General features: G+C 36.8%; 20 protein-coding genes and 2 riboswitches. Of the genes, 10 read left to right on the top strand and 10 right to left on the bottom strand.

From position 1 onward, the window contains the following. The 5 genes from GMJ66_RS20865 to GMJ66_RS00895 form a co-directional block, all read right to left on the bottom strand. Positions 1–159, bottom strand: a complete 159-nt coding sequence (locus tag GMJ66_RS20865) for a DUF4181 domain-containing protein (RefSeq protein ID WP_197046565.1) — start codon at positions 157–159, stop codon at positions 1–3. Then, entirely contained in the window at positions 156–338 is a 183-nt protein-coding gene (locus GMJ66_RS21120; RefSeq protein WP_197046564.1) for a DUF4181 domain-containing protein, read from the bottom strand. The genes GMJ66_RS20865 and GMJ66_RS21120 overlap by 4 nt, the downstream gene beginning before the upstream one ends. 367 nt (positions 339–705) lie before the next feature. After that, positions 706–1,692: an LLM class flavin-dependent oxidoreductase gene (locus GMJ66_RS00905; RefSeq protein ID WP_156288458.1), complete on the bottom strand. Its 987-nt coding sequence runs from the start codon at positions 1,690–1,692 to the stop codon at positions 706–708. A 143-nt stretch (positions 1,693–1,835) separates the two neighbouring features. Beyond that, positions 1,836–2,888, bottom strand: coding sequence for a M42 family metallopeptidase (locus GMJ66_RS00900; protein WP_231514774.1), 1,053 nt, complete (start codon positions 2,886–2,888; stop codon positions 1,836–1,838). A 68-nt stretch (positions 2,889–2,956) separates the two neighbouring features. After that, positions 2,957–3,538, bottom strand: a complete 582-nt coding sequence (locus tag GMJ66_RS00895) for a DUF1836 domain-containing protein (RefSeq protein ID WP_156288456.1) — start codon at positions 3,536–3,538, stop codon at positions 2,957–2,959. Between the two features lie 137 nt (positions 3,539–3,675). Here GMJ66_RS00895 and trhA point away from each other — a divergent pair, with 137 nt between their 5' ends. The 4 genes from trhA to GMJ66_RS00875 all read left to right on the top strand — a co-directional run bounded on the left by trhA (position 3,676) and on the right by GMJ66_RS00875 (position 7,732). Next, entirely contained in the window at positions 3,676–4,326 is a 651-nt protein-coding gene (gene trhA, locus GMJ66_RS00890) for a PAQR family membrane homeostasis protein TrhA (RefSeq protein ID WP_156288455.1), read from the top strand. A 207-nt stretch (positions 4,327–4,533) separates the two neighbouring features. Then, a complete protein-coding gene (locus GMJ66_RS00885; RefSeq protein ID WP_156288454.1) occupies positions 4,534–4,983 on the top strand; it encodes a hypothetical protein in 450 nt (149 codons plus the stop codon). A 345-nt stretch (positions 4,984–5,328) separates the two neighbouring features. Next, on the top strand, positions 5,329–6,831 hold the full coding sequence (locus tag GMJ66_RS00880) for a UDP-N-acetylmuramoyl-L-alanyl-D-glutamate--2,6-diaminopimelate ligase (RefSeq protein ID WP_156288453.1): 1,503 nt from the start codon (positions 5,329–5,331) through the stop codon (positions 6,829–6,831). Positions 6,832–6,973: 142 nt separating this feature from the next. Next, entirely contained in the window at positions 6,974–7,732 is a 759-nt protein-coding gene (locus tag GMJ66_RS00875; protein ID WP_156288452.1) for an alpha/beta hydrolase, read from the top strand. 346 nt (positions 7,733–8,078) lie between these two features. Here the strand turns inward: GMJ66_RS00875 and GMJ66_RS00870 are convergent, their stop codons facing one another. Together GMJ66_RS00870 and GMJ66_RS00865 are read right to left on the bottom strand one after the other, a co-directional pair. Next, on the bottom strand, positions 8,079–8,747 hold the full coding sequence (locus GMJ66_RS00870; protein WP_156288451.1) for a response regulator transcription factor: 669 nt from the start codon (positions 8,745–8,747) through the stop codon (positions 8,079–8,081). Beyond that, a complete protein-coding gene (locus tag GMJ66_RS00865; protein ID WP_156288450.1) occupies positions 8,722–10,125 on the bottom strand; it encodes a sensor histidine kinase in 1,404 nt (467 codons plus the stop codon). The genes GMJ66_RS00870 and GMJ66_RS00865 overlap by 26 nt, the downstream gene beginning before the upstream one ends. A 465-nt stretch (positions 10,126–10,590) precedes the next feature. Between GMJ66_RS00865 and GMJ66_RS00860 the strand changes: the two genes are divergently transcribed. Next, on the top strand, positions 10,591–10,968 hold the full coding sequence (locus tag GMJ66_RS00860) for a hypothetical protein (RefSeq protein ID WP_156288449.1): 378 nt from the start codon (positions 10,591–10,593) through the stop codon (positions 10,966–10,968). A 297-nt stretch (positions 10,969–11,265) separates the two neighbouring features. On the opposite strand, the gene GMJ66_RS00855 is transcribed toward GMJ66_RS00860, so the two are convergent. Beyond that, complete coding sequence (locus tag GMJ66_RS00855) at positions 11,266–11,832, bottom strand: NADPH-dependent FMN reductase (protein WP_156288448.1); 567 nt, start codon at positions 11,830–11,832, stop codon at positions 11,266–11,268. Positions 11,833–11,844: 12 nt separating this feature from the next. Continuing rightward, positions 11,845–12,903: an LLM class flavin-dependent oxidoreductase gene (locus GMJ66_RS00850; RefSeq protein ID WP_156288447.1), complete on the bottom strand. Its 1,059-nt coding sequence runs from the start codon at positions 12,901–12,903 to the stop codon at positions 11,845–11,847. 218 nt (positions 12,904–13,121) lie between these two features. Here GMJ66_RS00850 and GMJ66_RS00845 point away from each other — a divergent pair, with 218 nt between their 5' ends. Next, the gene (locus GMJ66_RS00845) at positions 13,122–13,454 is read left to right on the top strand and encodes a winged helix-turn-helix transcriptional regulator (RefSeq protein ID WP_156288446.1); all 333 of its coding nucleotides are present in this window, start codon (positions 13,122–13,124) and stop codon (positions 13,452–13,454) included. A gap of 398 nt (positions 13,455–13,852) precedes the next feature. Next, positions 13,853–14,641: an HAD family hydrolase gene (locus GMJ66_RS00840; RefSeq protein ID WP_156288445.1), complete on the top strand. Its 789-nt coding sequence runs from the start codon at positions 13,853–13,855 to the stop codon at positions 14,639–14,641. 115 nt (positions 14,642–14,756) lie between these two features. Here the strand turns inward: GMJ66_RS00840 and GMJ66_RS00835 are convergent, their stop codons facing one another. Beyond that, positions 14,757–15,599: an STAS domain-containing protein gene (locus tag GMJ66_RS00835; protein ID WP_156288444.1), complete on the bottom strand. Its 843-nt coding sequence runs from the start codon at positions 15,597–15,599 to the stop codon at positions 14,757–14,759. 751 nt (positions 15,600–16,350) lie between these two features. Next, positions 16,351–16,447, top strand: a riboswitch (glycine riboswitch). Position 16,448: 1 nt separating this feature from the next. Then, positions 16,449–16,529: riboswitch (glycine riboswitch) on the top strand. A 50-nt stretch (positions 16,530–16,579) separates the two neighbouring features. Here GMJ66_RS00835 and GMJ66_RS00830 point away from each other — a divergent pair. The 3 genes from GMJ66_RS00830 to GMJ66_RS00825 all read left to right on the top strand — a co-directional run bounded on the left by GMJ66_RS00830 (position 16,580) and on the right by GMJ66_RS00825 (position 18,934). Then, a complete protein-coding gene (locus GMJ66_RS00830) occupies positions 16,580–17,191 on the top strand; it encodes a trimeric intracellular cation channel family protein (protein WP_156288443.1) in 612 nt (203 codons plus the stop codon). 291 nt (positions 17,192–17,482) lie between these two features. Further along, positions 17,483–17,659: a hypothetical protein gene (locus tag GMJ66_RS20350; protein ID WP_197046563.1), complete on the top strand. Its 177-nt coding sequence runs from the start codon at positions 17,483–17,485 to the stop codon at positions 17,657–17,659. Between the two features lie 258 nt (positions 17,660–17,917). Further along, complete coding sequence (locus GMJ66_RS00825) at positions 17,918–18,934, top strand: TIGR00341 family protein (protein WP_156288442.1); 1,017 nt, start codon at positions 17,918–17,920, stop codon at positions 18,932–18,934. Positions 18,935–19,283: the final 349 nt, after the last annotated feature.

Below are 19,283 nucleotides of genomic sequence, written 5' to 3'. Positions count from 1 at the left end.
TTATCCAAACCAGCCGAAAAAGTTAGTTGTAATCATGGATGTTAAAGCAATAGCGATAAATGCCAATTCGCAAATGGTTACGATATAAGCCTTTCGATTTTCTCCATATTTCCACTCTATTACAGCCCTAGCTGTTTCAGAGACTACAATAAAGATCAATGGCACGGCTCCAAAAACCAGACCCTCCTGAAAGGGCCAGCTATTACATTAATAATAAACCCAAGCACTAAAACAATCATAAAAGCAATTTGAATCGTCCTATCGATTTTCCTATGTTTCTCATTCACATGATTATATGAAAGAAATTTCTTCTTGTCGACTTTTGGCAATTTCTTCAAAACCAGATCAATCTGGTGCGTTTAACCGCTCCGGAAATCATTACGCTGATTTGTGCTATTTAACTTTTTATGATTGTTGCTGATCGATGTTTGATTGGATTAGAAAACAGTTTATTTCTCTAAAGTACATTTTCATTTGTAACGGGTGTTCTATTAAAACAGCTAACTAGAATTTTTACAAGCAAAAAGCAATCTGGTGGAGAACTTATTTTTAGAATTATGTAAGGTCTCACTTCAGGTAAAAAAAGATGCTTATCAAACTTAGTAATGTTAAAGGTCTTACAAAAAACATCATTGCAAGAGGACTGTCATAGACAGAAGTGCCTCTTGCAATGATGACATGATGTAATCATTTGTAATCTACATACTATAGCCCAAATTCCTCGGCTAACAACTCGTACGATTTCTTCCTGGCCTCATAACTATGTGTAATCGTCACAATCATAAATTCATCCACTTGATAGGCAGCTTGAAGTTCTTCCAATTTTGCACGAACCTCAGCAGGGTTCCCGACTATCTGATTCTGTTTCATTTTCTCCACTTTAGCTTTTTCTTCACCGGAGTAATCATAGGCTTTTGCTTCCTCAACAGATGGGACACCCGATTTTCCTTCTCCCTTATCCTGCAGAATCTTCCAAAGCTGGTTACTTCTGGAAAGCTCTTCTGCTTCTTCCGTTGTTTCTGCACAAATTACCGATACCGTTACAAAAGCTTTCGGATTCCCTTTTGAAAAGCTTTTTACATAACTTTTCACAATCTCTGGACCATTTTCATTACTCATAAAATGTCCAAACACATAGGGTAATCCTTTTTCCCCAGCTAAAACAGCACTCTTCTTACTTGTTCCCAATAGCCATGGTATCGGTGGTGTTTCCGGTACAGGGGACGGAGATATTTTGCTGAACATGTGATTATTTGGAAAATCCCGATGCAAAAAGTGAACCAATTCATCAATTAATTCCGGAAACTTCCGCACCTGTTCAAGAAAATTTCCCGCCAAGGCAATGGATACTTCTGCAGAACCTCCAGGTGCCCGGCCAATCCCCAGATCTATTCTTCCAGGAAAAAGGGTTGCTAGTTCATTATACCGTTCAGCAATATGATAAGGGCTATAATTTGGCAGTAACACGGCACCCGAACCAATGTGAATTCTTTTTGTCTTTGAACCAATAATTCCAAGTAAAATATCTGGTGCTGGTGATGCGAGCCCATTTAAATCATGATGCTCTGCTACCCAATACCTGGTGTAGCCGAGCTGATCAGCTAGCTGGGCAAGCTCAATCGTTGCTTCTAATGCTTTTTTAGGCGTTACTCCTTTTGAAATAGGTGCCTGATCCAATATGCTTAATTTCATAGGTAACACCTCCCTTATGTGATAGAAAAAGAACCTACCCTTTATCTTGGTAAGTTCAGTTTAGCCGGCTGTAAGACCTTCCTTCAATAATTCGCTTCAGAATTAATAAGTGAGTAGAAAACCTGGCCTATTGAAGATTACCTTTATACAGAAACCATTTGAGATTGTACATAGTAATATAGCAGATTCTCCGTATGTTTCAGGGAATCTTCTTGTGTCCGTTCAAAGGCATGGGAAGAGTCGATTCCGGGAATTAATCCATGAACAATGTCATGACCAGCACGAATAGCCGCAGAAGCGTCCGATCCGTAATATGGGTAAATATCCAGCTTATACCCGATATTATGTTTCTCAGCAAGTTCTGCCAAATGCTTACGCAGCTCATAGTGATATGGACCACTTGCATCCTTGACACAAATCGAAACAGTATATTCATCCGTTGACTGACCGTCTCCCATTGCTCCCATATCCACAGCTAAATATTCCACTGTTTCAGGTGTAATATTGGAGTTTCCTCCATAACCTATCTCTTCATTATTTGAAATAAGGAAATGTGTAGTATATGGAAGAGAAATGTTTTCCGCTTTTAATCGTTTAATCAACTGCAGTAAAATACCCACATTTGCTTTATCATCCAAATGCCTTGATTTGATAAATCCATTATCGGTAATCTGTACTCGGGGATCAAAGGAAATAAAATCTCCTACTTCTATTCCTAACTCCCGAACTTGTTCGGCATTTTCTACCTTTGCATCAATCCGAACCTCCATATTTTCCTGATTTCTTTTGGCATCTCCTGCATCTTTATACACATGTACAGATGTTTGATGCATGAGGATGGTTCCGGTATAAGTTTTTCCGCCCGTTGTATGTATGTTACAATATTCTCCTTCAATGGAGTTGTAGCGAAATCCGCCAATTAGATCCAAACGTAGCCTGCCATTGTTTTTTACTTCCTTTACCATCGCACCAAGTGTATCGACATGTGCCGTTAACATCCGATGCTCTTGATTATTTTCACCAGAAAGCGTTGCTATTAACCCACCTTTTCGATTACGCTTTGTTTCTACATTCCATCCTTTTAACATGTCATCCACATATTGGATTACTTTAGCTGTATTCCCAGACGGACTAGGTATCGATACAAGTTCTTTAATCAATTCCTTCGTTTCCTGTACATTAGGATACGTACTCAATGTTCTATCTCCTCTCATGCCAAATCCAACCTCATTTTATCGCTAATTTACTCATGAAACAACTAACCCTATTCTTTTTTGAAATGCTCCTGTTCTTCGATTTCATCTACAAGTTTTTCAGCAGCTCTACGGTAAAGGTTGCTCATATGTGTAAAAGCAGTCACTAAAAGCAGTTGTTTCATATATAAATCATCGTCCCCATCTATTGCTTCTTCCATCACTTCTTCATTTATTTTTACACTATTTTCTCTAAAACGACCGACATTACTCTCATTCAATGTTACGTATTTTTTATAAAGTTCTTCTAAATGAAATTCCTTTTCTGTGATTTTTTCATTTAGCTTGCTCAACATTTTCTTAATATCATTAATTGATAAGGAACTCTTCATTTGATAAATCATACTAATTAGCATGATGTGCTCTTTCGTATATTTTTTGTTTTTTACGGGAAAGAATAACTTACCCTTTGCATAATTGTTGATCATCGTTTTCGTCAGTATTTTCTCTTCTTCGTTCCGTTTCGTTGCAGCATATTTCTTTTCAAACAGCTGAATCACTTGATCCATGTACAAATCCAAGTCCGGAATATCATCGATGGTCAAATACGTATCTACGTGTAAGTCATCCATTAATTCATGTATATTTTTCATCATCAAACTCCAATTGTTATTTTCACTTATTATACAATTCTTAAATCATCAAGTAAAACATTGACTACATATCAAAACACGGTTATGATTATCATATAGTTTTCAAAACTACTTAATAAAGTGGAAGGTTGATAATTTTGAACACATACATTCGTGAACCCATTAATGCACTAACTCATTTAATTGGAGCCGTTTTAGCCCTGTTTGGTTTAATAGCGCTTATCGTCAAAGCTGCAACCACTACCAATTCTGCACTAGTAGTCACATCAGTGATTATTTTTGGCGTCAGTATGATTCTACTATATTCTGTATCAGCAACATATCATATGGTAATTGCCAGAGACCGAGTGATAGCATTTCTAAGGAAAATTGATCATTCCATGATTTTTGTCCTTATCGCTGGAACCTACACGCCATTCTGTTTAATTACATTACAGGGAACAACACTGGGCTGGGTATTATTCTTTATTGTAAATGGTCTTGCACTGCTTGGTGTTACCTTTAAATTAACCTGGTTTCACTCCCCTCGCTGGCTTTCCACCGCTATTTATCTTGGTATGGGATGGTTGGTTATTTTCTTTACCGGTGAACTTGCCCCGGCATTAGGTATAGGTGGAATGACATTTTTAATTTTGGGTGGAGCCTTTTACACGATTGGTGGAATCATTTACGGTTTCAAACCAAAATTTTTACACTTTAAAAACTGGGGATTCCATGAGATATTCCACATCTTTATTATGTTTGGAAGCCTGTTTCATTTCATTTGTATATATTCATATGTTCTGTAAAAACGCTTGATTTCAAGCGTTTTTTTCGTATGTGGAGGGCAAGGTAGGCTGCGACAGTGTTACCCCACAAGCGGAAAGCATCTTTTAAGACACAAGTATAAGACAGAGAATCACATTCCGTAAAAGAAATCCGTTTCTCTAATGAATGAATAATTTCTCCCTATTTCCTGACACTAATATAAATACAGCAAATAGGAGGTTAACACCATGCGGTTATTTATACTTATTATCATCGCGCTCACACTATTAACAGGCTTCGAACATGCGGATCAGCTTAAATTAAAAGATGTAGAAACCACTATCATTAAACCCAACCATGAACTACGATATGACTTTACTATAGAAAATACTGGCGAGGAACTAATTAAAAGTGATTTTGATTACCCAGGATATCAGTTATTTGGCATTGAACTCGTCGTCAAACCAAATGATGAATTAGCCAGCTTGATGGAAATGGAAGACCATACAGAATATAAAAAAATGCGTCTTTTAGGAAGTGGAAGTCCTGGTTATTTCCCTGCCAATGATGAAGCTTTCTTCCATGTTTCCTACCAAATTAAAGAGGATGCGGATTTAGAAAAAGTTAAAAAACATGCACTAGATTCAACACTGCTTATTTTAGATGGAGTGGAAATATCCGCTGAAATACCTTTGTAAAATACTCTTTTCTAAGTCAAAGAACTCCTTGGGTTACTGTATGTTTTCTTAGCTGAATCACTATCTAATACTTTTCGAGAAGTGCTGCTTCACTAAATCATTTTGCAACACGACGAGCACATTTGTGTTCGTTTTTCTTATACTGGGACGCTAACATTTTACCTTGTCACCCCCACTTGCTGGCTAAATTTACTTTCTTATCCTCCAAGCAAATACATAGTCTTTCAGTATGAGATAAAAGAAAATACACATATTAAATATAGGGTAACGACAAACATCTACTCAGGATAGTATTTTTCAACATAGAAATGTATTAAGGCTTAACATTCAAGTGAGGTAAGCATAATGAAGGTCAAAGATTTTTTGAATAAACTTGATATAATAAATACAATCCATTCCATTCCATTAGAAGCTAAAATAAAAGGAATTTCCGATAATTCCATGAATGTAGATCATCATTATATTTTTGTTGCTATTAAAGGGGTTCAATCGGATGGACATAACTATATAGGTGATGCCATTAAAAAGGGAGCAAGAATCATCATTGGGGAAAATGAATTAACCGATGTGTCTGTCCCCTACATTCAAGTAAAGGACAGCAGAAAAGCATTAGGATATATTTCTAAAGAATTTTATGGAAATCCGTCACAAGATAAGACTGTCATCGGAATTACTGGAACAAATGGTAAAACAACAACAAGTTATTTTATTAAAAATATCCTGGAAAAAAATCAAAAATCATGTACACTAATTGGAACTATAGAATACATCATCAATGGAGAGACAGTAAAAAGCTTGAATACAACACCAAGTTCCTTGATCTTGCAAGAACTTATAAGTAAAAGCAGGGATGATGTTGTAATTATTGAAGTCTCCTCCCATGGGTTGGCTCAATCTCGGGTAGAAGGACTTGAGTTTGATATATGCCTCTTTACTAATCTGGAACCCGAACATCTGGATTACCATGAATCCATGGAAAACTATTTCAAAGTAAAAATGACCTTGTTCAATTACTTAAAAGAGGATGGGCATGCAATTATCAATACAGATAATGAATGGGGAATGAAAGCAGCCCAACATTTACAGAATAAAAACAAACACGTCCACGCGATTGGTCAGGAAGAAACGAACCATTTGCAATTAACCGAAATGGATGGGAAAACAGCAACCGTTCATTTTACGGTTAATCAGAAGGAATCCTATCAAATCTCCATGCCCATTCCTGGCATTCATAATATGTATAATGCTGCTTTTGCTTTTCAAACAGCAGCATGTATTGGGATTGACGGTCCTTTCATTTGTGATGCTTTTACCGCTCTAAAAGGGATTAATGGAAGATTTGAAATGACTAAGTTGTCTAACAATGCCACAGTCGTAGTAGACTATGCCCATACAACAGATGCCATATCCCATTGTTTAACCGCGGCAAAGCATCGTGGAGCTTCCAGCATCATTCATATATTTGGTTTTAGAGGGGATAGGGATAAGGCGAAACGAAAAGAAATGCTTTCTCTTACCTCCAGGTTGAGTGATTATTATATATTAACAATGGATGATTTGAATTCTGTTGAGCCAATGGAAATGCTTGAAACACTGGAAGAACTACATGAACAATATGGGAATGAAAATGGAATAATCATTGCCGACCGAACCATGGCAATTAAATGGGCAATGGATCATTGTAGTGAAGGAGATTGGATTGTAATAACCGGAAAAGGACATGAAACCTATCAGCAAAATTTTCTTTTGGGGACGCAATCAGACAAAGAAACGGTGGATAATTTAATCGACCAGCAAGGAATGAAGCAGAGCTACCAACCGATATTGAAGGGCATGAAACGGCATTAAGCTAAAACCACATGGATAGGAAAACTTCCTATCCATGTGTATCTAATTTTCCCTATTGGTTAATCCGCAGTAAAATGGTATAATTAATTGGAATAAAAATTGACATGGATATTTTTGAAATGAACATAAGGAGGAACAGGAAATGAATGAAAAATTTCCAGTTATCCTAGGAGCAGAAATGTTTTATATTAAAGGAAATGAAATTGGAATTCTTGTTTCACATGGTTTTATGGGCACTCCACAAAGTGTTCGTTATATCGGTGAGAGACTTGGACAATTTGGGTATACGGTTTTCGCACCTAGATTAAAAGGTCACGGAACCCATTATCAGGATTTGGAGAAATGCTCCCATGAGGATTGGTTTGATTCTTTAGAAAAAGCATATCAAAAGCTAAAACAGCAATGTAAAGTTGTCTTTGTAATGGGACAATCCATGGGTGGAACATTGGCACTTTGGCTTGCTCATAGACATCAAGAGATTAATGGAGTTATTTTAATTAATCCGGCTTTAACGATTCCTGAATTTGAACCGTTAAAACAAAAATCAAAACCAAGATATTTTAATGAAGGAGTGCCAGATATCAAAGCTAAAAATACATATGAAATAACATATCAAAAAGTTCCTATAAAAGCCATTCATGAGTTGCAAAATTTAATGGAGCAAACCCCTGCCATTTTGCCGGATATTCATTGTCCTGTCCTAGGTTTTAAGTCAGTGGAAGATCACGTTGTCCCACCAGAAAATACCGAATATATTATAGAACATATTGGATCTGATATAAAGGAAAGCTCTGTTTTGCCAAATTCCTATCATGTAGCATCCCTGGATAATGACAAGGATGTCATTGTCGAAAGTGCACATGATTTTGTTCAGCACCTAGTTAGTGAAAAAGTTACTTAACTCTTGTCTTATCTGCTAAAAATTAAACTAGCTAATACATATTAGGGATTAGCTAGTTTTATTTTTGTAATACCTTTTTGTCTACAAAATAAAGTAAATCTTTAATCAGTGGTTTCTTCATCCCCTACTGATTGTTAGATGAACGAATCAAGAATTTAAAGGATAACCAATCCCTACTTATAATTCTTGAAGTATCACGAATTCTTCTAGTTAAGGGTTTTACAGCCAGCTAAAATTTCGTCTAATACAAACCATTCAAGACCATATCAATGCAGGATACATGTCTAATTAAATCCATATTTCGGTAGATTTCAGATTTTAAACTACCCTTCCAAAATCCGAAAGCCTAATAAACCCACTTATACCCCACTCCCCATACCGTGATGAAATGCTCATCAATCGGAAATCCTTCCTGGCGTATCTTCTCCCTCATATTTCTTACATGGGAATCAACCGTTCTGCCTTCTGTTTTGGAATGGTACCCCCAGATTAAGTCAATTAACTGTTCTCTAGTAAAAACCTGATTTGGATTTTTAATTAAATATCCAATCATAGCAAATTCCTTTGGGGTTAATTTGATTAGTTTCTTATGATAGGACAGCTCATACCGCTTCTCATCCCATAGTAGTCCGTTTATTTCTATATTATCTGTTGGATTAGTTCTCCGCAGCAATGCTTCCATTCTGGCTAAAAGTTCCTCTTCATCAAATGGTTTGGTTATATAATCATCGGCACCTAGTTTCAAGCCTTTCACAATATCATCTTTCTGTTCACGGGCTGTCACCATAATAATTGGAACATCTGAAAAACTTCTAATCTCCTTACACAGCTCCCAGCCATTTATTTCTGGCATCATAATATCCAGTAACACAATATTAAAGGTTTCTTTTTTAAAATACTCTAAGGCCTCTTTAGCTCCCATTGCTTTTTTACAAATATATTGATGAGGCCTTAAATACAGTGCTAATAAATCCAGCATCCGCTTCTCATCATCTATGAGTAGAACCTTTTTCATCCTTCTCACCTCCAGTTAATTTAATCATAACGGTTGTCCCTTTACTTGGTTCACTCTGTATATCTATACTTCCACCGTGCGACACGATAATTTCCTTTGCAATAGCTAATCCTAGCCCGGTTCCACCACTTTGTCTTGAACGGGATTTTTCAACTCGATATAGCCGTTCAAATACATATGGCAAGTCCTCCTTAGGTATCCCTTCCCCTTCATCTGTAATAGAAATCATGATCTCCTGATGATTTTGCATAACTTCTAATAAAATTTGTTTTCCATTTGGAGTATGTTTTTTGGCATTGTCTAATACGATTAATAAAACCTGTTGAATGCGTTCTGGGTCAATACGCAACAGAATGTTATCCGGACATTCGACCGTAAATTGAATATCCTTTTCAGATAATGCAGGCCGAATTCTTTCTGTAACCTTACTAGTCAATTCACCAAAGTCAACAGTTCTTCGATAAATGCTGAACTTATTTTGATCCATCTTGGCTAATTCAAATAAATGCTTTACCAGCTCTGTCAATTGTTCAGTTTCTTCACGAATAATTTCAATGTATTCTTTTTTTTCATCATCAGATATATCATCTCTATTTAAAATGTCTGCATATCCCTTTACATAGGTTAACGGAGTCCGGAGTTCATGTGAGATACTGGCAAGAAATTCGTTCCTTTCACTTTTCAAACGATCTAAATCATTAGATAGTTTTGTAATGGATTCAGCCAATTCACCTAATTCATCTTTTCTCTCTGTATGTAATTCAACTTTATGATTTCCTTGGCTAAGCTGCTCTGTTGCTTCCTTCATTTTAATAAGTGGTAATGTAATAAACCGCGATAAAATGAATACGGTAATTATAGTTAACATGATAGTTAGGAGACCTATAATAATGAATTGATCACTTAAATGATTGACAATTTTTTTCACATTGCTAGTATCTGCAAACATAAATACGTGACCTTGATGCTCTCCATTCATTGTAATTGGGCTATCTGTAGCTATGTATTCTTTCTCTGTCCAACGATTTTCTATGATTTTACCCTCGGTAGGTATCTCATAATCCATATGTTCAATGACCTCTCTCATTTCCTTCCCAATTGGATCCGAATGGATTAAAACATTCCCTTTAGCGTCCGTGATGATGACGGCAAAATCAGAGACGGACTCCATGACACTGACATGTTCCATAGTTGATTCAGTAAAGTTCTCTTCCAATACTTCACTATGGGTATCTCCCCGAGCTAACAAGCTGGTCATCACTTCATTAATACGTTCATTTGCTATGTTCGTGTAAAGAATAAAATATAGAAGTGCCTCAATGATTAAAATAAATAGAAAAAATAATAACCCTATTTTTAATGATAGTTTATTAAACATCATACGCTCCTTTTAACCAATAAGTTAACGTATCCAAAACACCAATCAGCAGAATAAATCTACCTGCTATTTTTTTAACAGCCATCCCTATTTCCCAAATATTGTATCACTCCTACCAAAATATGAGATTAGAAAATGAACAAGGAAAAGAAAGAGTCATCTACTCACTTTACTTGTCCAATCTAATTGATTAACTGCCATCCATGAGCAAGCAGCGCTAATTTTAGTTTATCAATAAAGTATCCATTTTTTATGCAGATTTTGTTACTGCCTACTTGGGACCTTTCGATATTTATTTAATTTCCAGCGCACTTTCTATTTTCCTTTCTTAAATCTTGTCCTTAGTTACCTACTATATTTTTTTAAATTGAATTAATTATTAAAAAAAGTGGACAAATGCCCAGTACTTAGGACAACAGTGGAGCATAGTATAAACATGTAAAAAGAAAAGGAGGTTTTATTGAAATGTATCCACAATATGGTATGCAGGTTCACAATCCTATGCATGGTGACTCTATGTCACATTATGATCACGGAAGGGAAATGCATGATTTTTGTATGAGACACAGAGATCATTATGTCATGTTCGAAACAGATGATGGGCAAGTATATGACGGAATCGTTCTTAATGTAGAGGCGGACAATGTAGTTATTTTAATGCCCGTAGGAGACCAACGTGAGGAAGAGTTAGATGAAAATGAAGAAGCCAGATATGGTTATGGTGCAGGATTTGGCGCCCCATATGGAGGTTATGGCCGATTCCCAAGAAGGTTTAGAAGATTCCGCCGGTTCCCTTTCCCATTCTTTAGAATTCGCCGGTTCTTTTTCCCATTCTTTTATTAAACTAATATAGCATATGATGAATTGTTCATGCTGTGTAGTAACGATTTCCTATTTAAATGAAGAAATCCAGAATTTCCTTTCATAAGGAATTCTGGATTTTTATTTAAGACTGTCCCAAAAGATTATAGTTACTCCCACAAAACCAAAACCCTGGCCTAAATGCTGTTAATTTCCGCTCTGGCAGCGGCTTTCACCGTGGCAACACTTCGGCCTCTTGAAAAATGTATTTCCGTATCGGTGGGAGAGCAATATCATTGTGAAGGAACATCAAACAACAAACCTTATAAAGAAAGTTATTTAAAAACCATATTTTGCTTCTTTCTCTTCACGAATTTGCGTATAGGTTTCAGTTAAAATAACCGTATCTTCCACTAAACGATCGATTCGGAACAATACATCATCATTAGTGATTTCTTTTCTGTAAAAATCTTTCTCCTCGATAAATACATACGTTTGAACAAGCTGTGCTTTCATATAGGACAAAATCGGTTTTAATTGCTGCTCCGCAATCAAATAATGCTTGGATGAACCAGCTGTAACAAGGATACTTACCACTTTATCAAGAAAGGCATTTTCGGGAAGTAAATCAAATATGTTCTTTAGCGTTGCCGGGATAGACGCCTGAAAAATGGGTGTTCCAATAATAATCGCATCCGCTTCCATGATGGCTTGTGCGACATATTTCGTATCTCCTTCATATTCCAAATAATTGCGCCCATCACTAAACTGAACATCATATTCTGCCAAGTCTATCAATGTTGTCTGTATATCTGGATATTTTTTACGGAGACTCTTCACCGTATATTCCATCGCAGTTCTTGTTTTCGTACCCACCTTTGAACCCGATAATCCAACCACCTGCATGATTGTTACCTCCTAATGTTTTGCTGTATATTTTTTGATTGCTGGTAAGATTTCAGAACCAATCAACTCGATGTTTTTCTTTTGTTTATCAAAAGACACACCACCAAAGTCCATTTGTGCAATGTAACGTTGATGCCCAAACAACTCATATTGATAAAGGATTTTTTCAATAATCTGCTGTGTGCTTCCTACATTCATCACATCACGCTTATCTGCTCCTTGTGCAAACTGCTGTTTCGGATAACCACGTCCGTTCGTTAGCTTCATTCCTCCATTAATATGAGGGTAGTATTCTCTTTGAGCTTCCCGGGTTGTTTCAGCCGTATAGAACAATCCAGCCGTCGCAATTGGAAGCTCTTTCGGATCAAAGCCCCTACTTCTGGCAGCCTCACGATAGGCATCTATGGAATACTTAAAACTAGTTGCAGGCCCACCTAAAGTTGCAAGAAACATGGGAACCCCAGCATAACCAGCTTTAACTGCACTAGCAGGTGGTCCACCAACTGCTCGCCAAATTGGTAATGAACCATTTAGAGGACGGGGAAGAACTTTAGCATTTTTTAATGGAGCACGAAATTGTCCATTCCAATTAACTACTTCCTCCTCATTAATCTTCAATAGCAGATCAAATTTCTCTTCAAATAATTCTTCATAATCACGAAGGTCATAACCTAATAAATCAAAAACTCCTACCCTTGAAGCACGACCGGCTATAATTTCCGTACGTCCATTGGAGATGAGATCAATTGTTGCAAAATCTTCGTATACTCGAACCGGGTCCAACGTACTGATAATGGTGGAAGAACTGGAAATCTTAATTTTTTCCGTAGCCTGAGCAATCGCTCCTAAGACAACAGAGTGTGCCTGTGTTGTAAAATACTCCTGGTGGCTTTCCCCAACACTAAAGAAATCGATACCTGCTTGTTCAGCTAGCTGTGCTAATTCTATAATTTCCTGAATCCGCTGCTGAGCAGAGATTCTCTTCCCTATGTGCGGATCTGAGATATGATCTCCCAATGTGTAAATACCAAACTCTAATCCTTTACTGGAATCTATACGATATTTTTCCATTTCATCATCAACCTTTCCATCAAAATTATAAAATTAATTATAAGGTTTATAAAGCAAAAAACTTACGAAAAGAACTTTAAAAAGAAGATTTCTATATTATTATTCACCTTATATTTTTACCTTTTTAATGTTATTATAGTTGATAATTATCTTTATTATTAGTACATACTTTTTTATGGTAAAGTATACAAAAGGATACTATTGAAGGGAGAAGTTTAATGGAAATTGAACCTGAATTATGTCGAGTAGAAGATGCATTAGGCATATTAGTTGGCAAATGGAAACCGATTATCCTACTGCATTTACTGAAGGAAGGCACACAGAGGTTTAGTGAGCTTAAAAGAAGTCTACCTGGAATCACTCAAAAGATGTTAACGAAACAGCTGCGCGAATTAGAGGAAGAAGACATTATTGAACGTGTTGTCTACCCACAGGTTCCTCCCAAAGTAGAGTATTCGATTACGGAATATGGAAAGACACTAGAGCCGATTTTACATGCCATGCATGAATGGGGAACGAAACATATGCTGCATAAAAGAAAAAATTATTGAGGCAGGAACATAACTAAAATACACAACCCTAAAATCGAATGGTTGCAGATTATAGAAGCTTATAATCCCCAAAAGACAACAAATTTTTTTCGATCGGACGAGTAACTGAAGGTCCCAACTTTTCAGAAAACATCCTCACTAAAAGGGAAATTCCGAACTAATTCTGAATCTCTAACGTAGAAAGGTAGTTCGGATTTTTCTTCGACTAAAATATTTCTTTCCGGCTCCCAGCCTCTATATTTGGAACATTAAGCCTTTAGCTACCTCGCACCCACTTCTAAGCTGAAATGAACGATTTCCTAACGTGAAAAAAATTCATCTAAATAATACATTTAGTTAAAGTGGTCTTTACATTAAGATGATACGATTTGCTTATGAAGTTAAAGGGAGGAATAATAGTGGATGTACGTGCGATATTTATAGATATGGACGGGACACTGCTAACAGCCAATAACAGTATTTCCAAGCGAAATGCTGAGGCTATATATAAGATAATCAACCAGGGCATTAAGGTGTTTTTGGCAACTGGCAGGCAATATGAGATTACTGCTCCTTATCATCAAGCACTTGGATTGCAAACACCAATGATTTGTTTAAATGGAGCTTCTATACACGATGGGAGAACAGGAAATCCGATTCAAATCAAACCGATTATGTTGGATAAGGAACGATTTCACCAGTTTACTGGCGAAAATCCATGTCACGTTCTCATACACACTTCTGATGGGCTTTACTCTAATCAGATGAATGAAGAAATGTACGAATGGACTCGAGAAGGTCGCGTACCACCGCGTTATATTGGTAATTTACGAAAAGCGAATTATAAATATGCACTAAAATACGATATACGTACAGGAAGTTCTAACCCTTCTCTATCAAAATGTTTTACAAAAGAAGGAGATATCATCCATTGGAAGGATGGGTTTGAAATTGTTGCACATGGAGTTTCCAAATGGTCAGCTATTAAGACATTACTTCGTGTTTACGGAATTAAGCAAACAGAAATAGTGACGATAGGAGATGGACCAAACGATATACAAATGCTTCGTCATGCTGGAACAGGTGTTGCAATGGCCAATGCCGCACCAAAAGTGAAAGAAGCTGCTGATTTTGTCACGGGGCATCATGAAAAAGACGGTCTTGCAGATTTTATTGAAGAATATCTTGTTAATTCCTATGCTATTTGAATAGAACCTTTATATAAGGAATTGCTTAACATAAAAACAAAACATTACTTAGCAACTAAATCAAAGCGTATTGTAATGTTTTGTATTCTATTTTTTTCTTTTTAAAGAAATAGTACTAACTCTCCCCCATTTGCACTTTGTTATGTATGTTTTCAACAGCTTGCTTAACAGTCGCAAAGGAATCCACGTTGGAAATTTCAAAATTACTATTTACAATGAGCTTTACTAAATCTGGACGTAAACCGGTAAAAACAAGACGTATATCCATTAATCCCAGCATTTTTCCTATTCGATCAAGAAGATCTAATATTCTCTGATTGTCTATTAACGCCCCTGAAAAATCGGCTATAACATAATTAACCTGCATTTCTGCAATTTTTGGAACGACATTTTCCTCTATATGCCGAGTATTGTCGTCATCAATTTTTCCAATTAAAGGGATAATAACAATATTATCTTGGATGGGCACAATAGGTGCTGACAAATTCAGCAGTTCTTTTTCTGCCTCTTCTTTATACTTATCATTAAGATGTTTGAACCAGGAAAAGGTCTCATTTAAACTAATATCCAGAGTATTATTAATCCATTTAATGATAGAAGCATTTTCCTTAACAGACAAACCAAATTTCATACTAATTCTAGTTATGATATCGTTGAATACATCCCTTGTTGGAGGATAGCGCTTCACAATTTCGGAAATATCTCCACCTGATTGTACTTGCATCTCCGAGTTTTTTTTGCTCCATTCAAGAAAAAATTCGGGAATCGACCCTTTATCTCTATCCTTCAGATATTGTCCTAAAAATTCCCAAAGATCAAGATATGTTCTAATTGCTTGCTCCTCTTCCCATTCTGGTATATTTAAGTTCATCCGTTGAATAACACCTTCGACAACTTCTATTGCTAAAGATTCTGCATGTTCCATTAAATAATGAGAAAGGTTTACCATGGGAATCATCTTATACACACACCTTTACTACTTTCTAGTTAAGTTAACCCTATTATAACGAAAAACACACATAACTCCACACTTATTTGTTTTAAGTTCTCATTAGAAAAACTCTCATTCGCTTGTCCTTTAGCGAATGGGTAGGTTTTCGTATACTTGGGACGTTAAAATTTTAGCTACATCGAAAAACTTCATTGCTAAAATTTTATACTTTCCTAACGTGTAAGAAAATCGCAAGCGCCCGTTTAGCGACGTACGGACTGCGCCTGGCCACGCCAGGTGGTTCGGTGTTGCCGTGCAAGGCGGCGGTTTTAGCCGAACAATCCCCGTAGGAGATTAGATGATCTTGATTTTTACGAATGTAGTAATCTTAGTGAATCTTATGCTAGCGAAAAGGAAACATGCCCCTTCATAGGGGTATGCCGACGCCTGAGCGCTAGCCCGCTGTTAGTCGGCCTGCCTAAACTTGAGTCGATGTTGACTTTTACCGCAAGGTATAAGTGCGACTAAGCCTCTGGTTTCACCAATCGGCAAGTCTTCTTTATCGTACGGAGGTGAGGGAAGTCCGCTAGTCGCTAGGCGATGGAGCTAGACATCAAAGCGCAGATTTATACTTTCTTATCTATAAACAAAGGAGCTATTCATCAAAAAAACTTGGTTCAAATGTTAATTTATTTAGACATTCTAATATTCTTTCAATCTTTTATTGACAAGTCAAGCTATCATCCCCTATTGTATTTATGTAAAAGAATACGAGCGAAAATCTGCTGTGGGAGAGAACGTAAATTAATGACCGTCACCGAAGGGGCAAATCTTAAAAAGATGAATCTCTCAGGTTAAAGGACCACAGCAGGATGCTTCTCTGGAGAGCGCATTATGCCACCCAAGGGGGAGACCTACTAAGCATTAGGTAAAACTCTCAGGTACAAGGACAGAGAGATGGTTTCTTGTATTTGGTGTTGTTACATAATGATTAGGGAGGTTTTTTTATGGTTTGGGATGTTTTGAACGCAATTGGGACCATGGCTTTTGCAATGAGTGGTGCAATTATTGCAATGGAGGTAAAATACGATATTATTGGCACATACGTTTTAGGGTTAATTACTGCTTTTGGTGGTGGAGCTATTAGAAACCTTTTCATCGGTATCCCGATTATTGAATTATGGCAGCAAACATTCCTTTTTATTATTGCGATTATCACGATTACCATCATATTATTATTACCCAATAGTACGGTTCACAAATTAAAGGAGTGGAGTATCTTTGATGCGATTGGCCTCTCTGCATTTGCCGTTCAAGGTGCGATGCATGCACATTCTATCAATCTTCCACTCATTGCCATTATGTTTTCAGCTGCTATAACAGGAGCTGGTGGAGGAATCATTCGAGATGTGTTAGCCCAACAAAAACCAATCGTATTCCGCCAACAAATCTACCTTTTATGGGCCATTCTCGCTGGATTTATTATCGGCATGGGATGGGCAGCTGAAGCTTATCAGCTGTACAGCCTATTTATAGCCATCCTTCTATTACGTATCACATCACATCGATTTGGATGGCGTTTACCTAGTAAGAGCGTCAATAAATTACAAGAAAATTGATCCCATAAGCATAGGCACCTTTTTAAATAGGTGTCTTTTTATCGTGTATGTTTAACCATTCTTTTTAGGTTATGTCTACACATTAATCAGGAAACTAGTACTAGCGTAGGCAGAATACGTGCCGGAGCCAACACATGAACGCTATCTTCATTAGAACAAGCGAAAGCTACTATATAAAGTTTACATCCGTCTTATAAAAACAAACTTTGTAAAAGAGTCTGGATTAATTATTCATGAAATGGACATGTTAAAACTTATAATCAAAATGTAGAAGAAGAGGAGGAAACTATGATGGATAGAAAAAGTGGAAAGAAAAATAAAAATGAAGAACTAACACTCGCTAAAAAATACAAATTTTATGGATTGGATGCTGAGGACAGTTTACAGTCCGTTTCTTTCGCTACAAATGAAAATCATTATTTAAATGAATCAAATGAATCGTTTACTGAAAATGATATCAAGGAATAAAGGTTTGATGCCTCCCTAAAATAAAGTGAATATTGAATAATTGAAAGTTCTTTTCATTCCCTCTGATTGTTAGAAAGCGAATTACAAGTTTACTGGCCACCTGACCTTCACTTATCATGTAGAAGGATCACGAATTTCTCTCGTCAAGGGTCTTATATCCAATTAAACACGTGATAAATCAATATTTATTTTTATAAACTGCTTTTAATGGAAAACCTATAAGTATTGTATGTACCTTTCATTATGGGAGATGGAATTGTGGATTTACAACTTGTAGAAGCATATGTTCCTGATAAATATTTTGATAAAGTGGACGAATCTTTAAAAGAATATCCTCACGTTTCCTACTGGGTTTCCATAGAATCAAAAGACAGGACTTTGATTCGTGTTCTTGTAGAAACTAAAAACACGGAAGAAATCCTGAACTATCTGGAAAGTTTAACTCATCTAATTGACGGATTTGAAGTCCTCCTATTCCCTGTTCAAACGTATATTACCAGAACGACAGAGGAAGAAAAGGAACAAAAAAGAAAAGAAGTAGAGGAAGAAACCAATAAGCTTCAACGAGCCAGTCGTCAGGAGCTGATTGGAACGATACAAAAGTCAAGTCATATCACTCTAACCTATACATTGCTTATTATATTATCAGCAATAGTTGTTACGATAGGTTTTATCCAGAATAGCCAAGCAGTCATTATTGGTGCCATGGTGATTGCTCCGATGCTCGGTCCTGTTATTTCCATGGCTTTTTCTTCCATTTTAGGTGATTTCCAGTTATTGCGAAGTTCTTCCTTTACTTTACTGTACGCTATTATTATTGTAGTAGGAATATCCATATGTTTTACCTTCTTTTTTCCTGTTCCAATGGAAAGCAGTGAATTTTCATCAAGAACGCATGCAAATGTATCAGATATTGTCTTAGCATTGGCATCAGGAACAGCTGGAGCATTATCAATTCTCAATCGATTACCAGGTTCCTTAGTCGGTGTGATGGTTGCTGTGGCCCTTTTACCACCCACCGTTGTAGTAGGGATGACCATTGGTTCAGGAATGTGGCAGGAGGCTTATGGTTCCACGCTATTACTAGTGGGAAATATCGCTTCAGTAATCTTAGCTGCAATCATCATTTTTTCACTAAGCGGAATCCGCCCAGTAAAATGGAACGAAGTAGATAAAGCAAAAACATCCCGTAAGCTATCCATTCTATTTGTCAGTTTAGTCATTATCCTCTTACTTATCGTAATACTATTTAGTAACAACTTAGATTTAGTCTGAACCTCTCATGACTAAAGTCACGAGTGTTCTTGGCTATTTCATAAAGTTTAGATCAGTGGGTGAGGTGTTTTACTCATCCTCCACTGATTGTTAGTACCACAAGGGTATGACCTAAAGGCCTTTGAATAGATTAGGAATATACTGTTGCCCATTCGCTGTTTATAACTCTTAAAGAGGATGTTCAAAAAGTCCGGTGAAATTACACATCGATAGAGGCCTTCTACTAAAACCGCCCACGTCCTGTTGGCAACGTAGAAGTCACCACATCCTGTGGAAGCTCGTTGCCTCGCCGCCTCGAACTTCTCGTTCCTTTTCATCCTCCTTTTTGAACACGCACTTAAAGTATCCT

This window comes from Oceanobacillus salinisoli (genome assembly GCF_009733865.1).
GTDB lineage: Bacteria > Bacillota > Bacilli > Bacillales > Amphibacillaceae > Oceanobacillus > Oceanobacillus salinisoli.
This window is presented reverse-complemented; position numbering and strand designations above follow the sequence as displayed.